This is a genomic window from Acidobacteriota bacterium, from assembly GCA_022340665.1.
GTDB lineage: Bacteria > Acidobacteriota > Thermoanaerobaculia > Thermoanaerobaculales > Sulfomarinibacteraceae > Sulfomarinibacter.
On record JAJDNM010000039.1, the window covers coordinates 1 to 5,704 of the forward strand.

General features: G+C 61.2%; 6 protein-coding genes. 2 read left to right on the plus strand and 4 right to left on the minus strand.

Annotated features, from left to right (window positions below):
- Positions 1-311 (plus strand): OsmC family peroxiredoxin (locus tag LJE93_05430; protein ID MCG6948342.1); only part of this gene is annotated, 311 nt, incomplete at its 5' end.
- A 527-nt stretch (positions 312-838) separates the two neighbouring features.
- A complete protein-coding gene (locus LJE93_05435) occupies positions 839-1,978 on the plus strand; it encodes a Gfo/Idh/MocA family oxidoreductase (GenBank protein MCG6948343.1) in 1,140 nt (379 codons plus the stop codon).
- 756 nt (positions 1,979-2,734) lie between these two features.
- On the opposite strand, the gene LJE93_05440 is transcribed toward LJE93_05435, so the two are convergent.
- From LJE93_05440 to LJE93_05455, 4 genes are all read right to left on the minus strand, one after another.
- The gene (locus LJE93_05440) at positions 2,735-3,253 is read right to left on the minus strand and encodes a hypothetical protein (GenBank protein MCG6948344.1); all 519 of its coding nucleotides are present in this window, start codon (positions 3,251-3,253) and stop codon (positions 2,735-2,737) included.
- 63 nt (positions 3,254-3,316) lie between these two features.
- Complete coding sequence (locus LJE93_05445) at positions 3,317-3,886, minus strand: RNA polymerase sigma factor (GenBank protein ID MCG6948345.1); 570 nt, start codon at positions 3,884-3,886, stop codon at positions 3,317-3,319.
- A gap of 98 nt (positions 3,887-3,984) precedes the next feature.
- Complete coding sequence (locus tag LJE93_05450; protein ID MCG6948346.1) at positions 3,985-4,494, minus strand: carboxymuconolactone decarboxylase family protein; 510 nt, start codon at positions 4,492-4,494, stop codon at positions 3,985-3,987.
- A gap of 283 nt (positions 4,495-4,777) precedes the next feature.
- Positions 4,778-5,608, minus strand: coding sequence for a mechanosensitive ion channel (locus tag LJE93_05455; GenBank protein ID MCG6948347.1), 831 nt, complete (start codon positions 5,606-5,608; stop codon positions 4,778-4,780).
- Positions 5,609-5,704: the final 96 nt, after the last annotated feature.

A 5,704-nucleotide genomic window follows, 5' to 3' on the forward strand; every position in this document is an offset into this window, starting at 1 on the left:
AGCAGGGCAGCAACCCCGAGGAGATGATCGGCGCCGCCCTCGCCGGATGTTTCTCTATGGCGCTGTCGGTCGGCCTCGAGAAGGCCGGAGCGGCGCCGAAGGCGATTCGAACCTCGGCCGAGGTCACGATGGAGAAGATGGAAGACGGCTTCGGCATCACCGCAATTCACCTCGATACCGAGGTCGAGGCCGAAGGCATCAGCGAGGAGGCTTTTCAGGAGACCGCCCAGGCGACAAAGTCCGCCTGCCCGGTTTCCAAGGCACTGGCCGCGGTCGAATCGATCAGCCTCGACGCCCGCCTCAGCTCGTAGGAGAGACGCCACGGTCTCGCGCCCGAACGCCTCTGTTCAGCTGCCGCCGGATTTGTCGGTCACGTCCATCGCGGCCTGGGCGTCCGCGGGCACTGGCCCCCTCGAAGAGGGTCTGCGCCGCCCGCGAGTGGTCGCGGAACGGGCCCCGGTTGCCCGTTTTCGATCCGGACCATGATGACGGTGTGCTCTCGGCGGCGAACTCACGGAGATGACGCGTGAGAGCGGTGAAGGCACGGATGTCGGGCTCGAGCGTATGACCCGCCCCCGTTTCCTGTGCCAGTCATAGGTCGAGGATCGAGGCTTTTTGGACCTCCTGGTGATGTGTAACTGAGGTGACGGATATCTGGGCCAGCTCGCCGGCCAGTCGAGTTTCTGAGTCCCTATAATGGCGTCAGAAGGTTTTTCACAAACGTGAAGATGTCATCGATGGCACCCACGAGCAGCCGTCCACGACGTGGCTGTCACATGTGACGAGGGGGCGACGACGAGGCACAATCATTCCGGCCGTCCGCCATTGGAGGACAACCATGGCACAGGGTGACGATCATTCTTCCACCGAGAGACAGTTGATCAGCAGGCGCGACCTGCTCGGCACCGCGGGAGGTGGTCTGATGATGGCGATGCTCGGCAACGTGTGGCCGGTTAAAGCCGCCGGGATCGACCGTCCATCGATTCGTTGGGGCATCGTCGGTACCGGCGCGATCGCCAACAGCATGGCGACGGTCATCAAGAAAGTGCCTTCCGGGGAGCTCACGGCGGTTTCGAGCCGGCGTATGGAGTCGGCCCGAGGATTTGCGTCCAAATATGGTGCGGAGCGTGCGTTTGACGACTGGGCGAAGATGATGGCATGGGACGGCATTGACGCGGTGTACGTGGCAACGCCCACCGGCGTACGCGAGAAGATCTCGGTCGCCGCGGCCAACCTCGGCAAGCACGTGCTCGCCGAGAAACCGTTCGCGAGCCTGCCATCGCTGGAGCGGATCATCGCCGCCTGCCGAGCCGGCAATGTGGGTTTCATGGATGGCACGCACTTCGGCCACCACCCGCGCACCTCGGCAATCCGTGACGCGATGAGCGAGCAGGTCGGATGGCCGTGGTCGCTGACGTCGACCTTCCAGTTTTCCCTGCCGGACCGCGGCAATATACGTTACAACCTGGACCTCGAGCCGATGGGAGCCGTAGGCGACGTCGGCTGGTATTGCATGCGCGCTATCACCGAGTATCTACCGCCCGACATCGAGGTCCGCGCACTCGAAACCTACTTGCGTCGTGACCCCGAAACTGGTGCGGCAATTGCCGGCAGCGGCGTCCTCCAGTTCGGGGACGGGGCAACGAGCACCTGGAACTGCGGCTTCGACGCGGGCGGCGTCTGCGTGGACCTGAGCCTCACCGGAGCCAGGGGAGTCATCACAGTGGACGGGTTCACCTCCAACAACGCGGACGGCCCGGCAGATTACCAGCTCCATCGTGGCGGCTGGGGGACGACAAAGGCCAAGACCATTCGCGTCGATTCCGAGTACACCTCCCCCGAGCTGATGTTCGAGGATTTTGCGGCGATGACCGTCGACACCGGTTTGCGCGATCGCAGCATCGACGACAGCCTGCGCACACAGCGGCTGCTCGATCGGGTTTGGAAAAACGGTCTGGAGAACGAGGGAGCGGTCTGAAGCCGCACCGTGTCCGGATCGGTAACTTTCCGCCTGCCGGGGCCGACATATTCGGCGTTTTGACGGCTTTTACTCGGGCTCGACGGGAGAGAGTGCCGAGATGCCAACCCCCGGCAACGTTGGGTGCCACCTGTGCTTCTCTCCGCTGCACGTGAGGACCACAACGAATACGCCCTCACGGCGGGTTTCGAGTCACCCCTCCACGAAAAGCCAGGTAAGCCCTCGATCATCACGGTGTGAACGCCAGGGAACGCATATCGCAAAAGGGCGAAACAGGCCTTGCGCAGTAATGACTCAATGATTCCCTGGTTCCCTCGGTTGCTCACACCAAAGATCGAGCCCGGCCATTTCGGGTACCGAGAGGGAGACGGACACGGAAACTGGTTCCGCCGTCTCAAGGCGGCGAAGAATGGTCGGCACGCGGAGATTCTGACACCGCGGCCGGCGGCGATCGTGGGCGAAGTCGGATGTGAAGCAGACGACCATCGACCATTCGCTGGCGGGCGTGCTGTGCACGCCGTGAAGCAGCGCAGCAAACTCCCGACCCTGAACCTCATGTCATCTAGCGTGGCGCCACTATGCATCTGAAGGAATCCGGCACCTGTCACCCGCGTGTTGAAGAGCGTCGAGTCAACCGTCGACCAGCCAACCAGCGCCCTTCCTCCGGCGCGGCTCCCAGCAAACCATTCCGCACAGGGCCGCCACCTTTCACGACATCAGGTGAAGTCGATCTGAAAGGTTTTCCCCCGTGTCATCTCAAATCTCCATCTCTACGTTTTTCCGCTGCTCGGAAATGGGAATGATTCTGCAGTCCTTGAAGGCGACGTTCCCCGGCAGCTGGAAACTCAGTTTTGCGTTCATGAGGCCCGCGACTTGCATGCCCTCGATCACTCTGACGCCCGTGGATCTCACCGTATCGCGCACCGTTTCATTCGCCGTATCGCAGCCGAGAACGATCACAGCATCGTGCTTTCTCGCCGCTTTCTCGAGCTTCTTGCGTCGGCCGCCAGTCCACATGCACATGAACCATTGGTGGTAGATGGAGCTTCTGAACACCTCCGTCTTGACTCTCTTTTCGCCGAGTCGCGCCCGCAGGTCTTTGATGTACTGCTCGAAAGGCGCAGATTTCAGCACGCTTCTGAACAGCTTCATGAACGGTTGTTTCTGGTTGACAGCCACGGTCACGGCAGGGCACAAGTTGCAGGGGACGATCAGGGCAGAGCTTACCCCTTCAGCCTGCGCGACGATGTCCAGGTCTCGGAGATGAATTGGCATGGTTTCCTCCTGTTGAATTTCTCTTCGGATCTCATGAAATGGTGCGAAACCTCTGGTCAGCGCTCAACACTCGTGCTTGCGATCGCAACGGAACACGTTGTTCTCGTCGCGATAGAATCTGCACTCCTGGTTGAGGGCTTCCTTGAGACGGCGGCGAGCACGATGGATGCGAATTTTCGCCGTGGCCAGCGAGCAGCCGGCGATCTCGGCGACCTGCGCGGCGGTCTGCCCCTCGAGGTCGTGGAGCACCAAAGCCGTTCGGTAGTCCTCCGGCAGGCTGTCGATGACCTCTCGGACGCAGCCGCTCATCTCATCGATGACCATGCGCTGATCGATTTCAGCATCGAAAACCTGGGCAGGCTCTGTCTCGTCGATCTCGACCATCTGCGCCCTGCTATGCGGCCGGCGAAAGTGGTCAGTGGCCACCCGGGTGGCAATTGTGAACGCCCAGGTCTTGACACTCGACCGACCCTCGAATTCAGGCAGGCCGCGTGCGATTTTGAGCAGCGCGTCCTGAAGAAGGTCGTCGGCGGTGGCTCGGTTGCCGACCAGCCGTTCGAAGTACCGCCGGAGAGGTCCCGAGAGCTCCTGAGCGACATCTTCGAACACGAACTGCGAGGATTCGGCTTTCATGATGCTTCCGAGCTGGCCTTGTCCTGAGCCTGGCACCCAGAGGATATCACCAGGCGTCGACCGGTGCCACCAGTCTTCGATCTCACCGCAGATCGACATCAGCTGACTCCACCGATTTCAACGGTCGGTTTCGACGCAGAGCAGCCGCACCCGGAGCCGGCGGTCTCCGCCGATGCTTCCGTAGATGTGTCGATCCTCGCCCGGGCGGTCTCGACGACAACACGCGCCGGAACCCGCCGCACCTTGTCTGCGATCTTGATGGCCTCTCCGATCTCGACGTCGCTGAGCCCGGCCTTTCTCGCCCCTGGGACGTGGTACTCGACGCACGGCACGCAGTTGCTCGCGATCGCGGCGCCCAACGCCACCAAACTCTGTTCACGGGTATTCAATTCACTCATTCGAACCTCCTTCGAGCCTGTCGATTTCGCGGCTCCTACTGTAGAGACGGAAACGGCGAGCCGAGGGATACAAAACCCGGTGCTTGAATTGGCGTGAGCACGGCTTCGGTGAATGGCGCCCAACCAAGGACCCGACCGGACGGGTGCCAGACCAGTGCGGTCAACTGATGTCTGTATCCAATTCGATCGTGCGACGATCGTCGCGGACATGGTCAACAATCTCGGTAATTTGGCTATATTGCCAAAATGATGAGTGAGAAACGGACGCTCGAGGGTGAGACCAAGGCCCACATGGAAAAACGAGCGAAGGTCATGAAGGCACTCGCCCAACCCAGCCGCCGCTGGCGGCGATGACTGGCGTGAACAACAGTGCCGTCACCAGTGCCAGGCTCGAGAACCTCGGAAGGTCGTGCACAACCTCGTCAGAGTGTGCTTCCTCGACACTCCGAGGATCTGAAGCCTCGCACCGGTACCGCTGCGGACGTGACCGCCGTCAGGCTGTTGCGCCCTTTTCTTGATAGAGGTGGACGTCCTGCTGCGGGAACGGAATCGAACAGCCGGCGGCCTCGAGACCCTCCTTCATCTGACGCGTGAGATCGAAGTAGACCGTCCAGTAGTCGTCGGGTATGCACCACGGCCTGACCACCAAGTCCACCGACGAATCGCCGAGATTTGAGACCGCGACCCGGGCCTCGGGCTCGGCCAGGACCAGAGGATGAGCGGTGACGATCTTCTGGATGGTTTCGATGGCGATACCGACGTCGTCACCGTAGTCGATCCCCATGACCATGTCGACCCGGCGGGTTTCGTTTCCATCGTAGTTGACGATGGTGCCGGAGAAGATCTGTGCGTTGGGTTGGATGATCTTCTTGTTGTCGAGGCTGTTCATGATGGTGGTGAAGATGCCGATGGCCTCGATCACCCCGAGCTCTCCCCCGACCTCTACCAGGTCCCCGATCTTGAAGGGACGGAAAACCAGCAGCATCACCCCGGCCGCGAAATTCGACAACGTGCCCTGGAGCGCGAGACCAACTGCGAGCCCGGCGGCACCGAGCACGGCGACGAACGATGCGGTCGGTATGCCGAAGATGCCGAGCACCGCGATCACCACGAAGGCAATCACCAGGTAGTAGACCAGGCTCGACACGAAGGGAATCAGCGTCGGGTCGACCTCCCGCCGTTCCATGATCCGGCGTATTCCACGGCGTATCCAACCAGCCACCATCCGACCAATGATCAGCAGCGCAATGGCGCCGACCACGCGGAGCCCCCAGGTGGAAATCATCGTCATCAGGTTTTCGATCAGCCCGTCAGCGTTCTCCATGATCCTCTCCTTCCGTTTCGTGTCCTTTGGTTTTTGGAGCCCACACCTTATCGCACACCTGTTGGAGGGACCAGTTTCAGGGGGTTGTATCGTCTC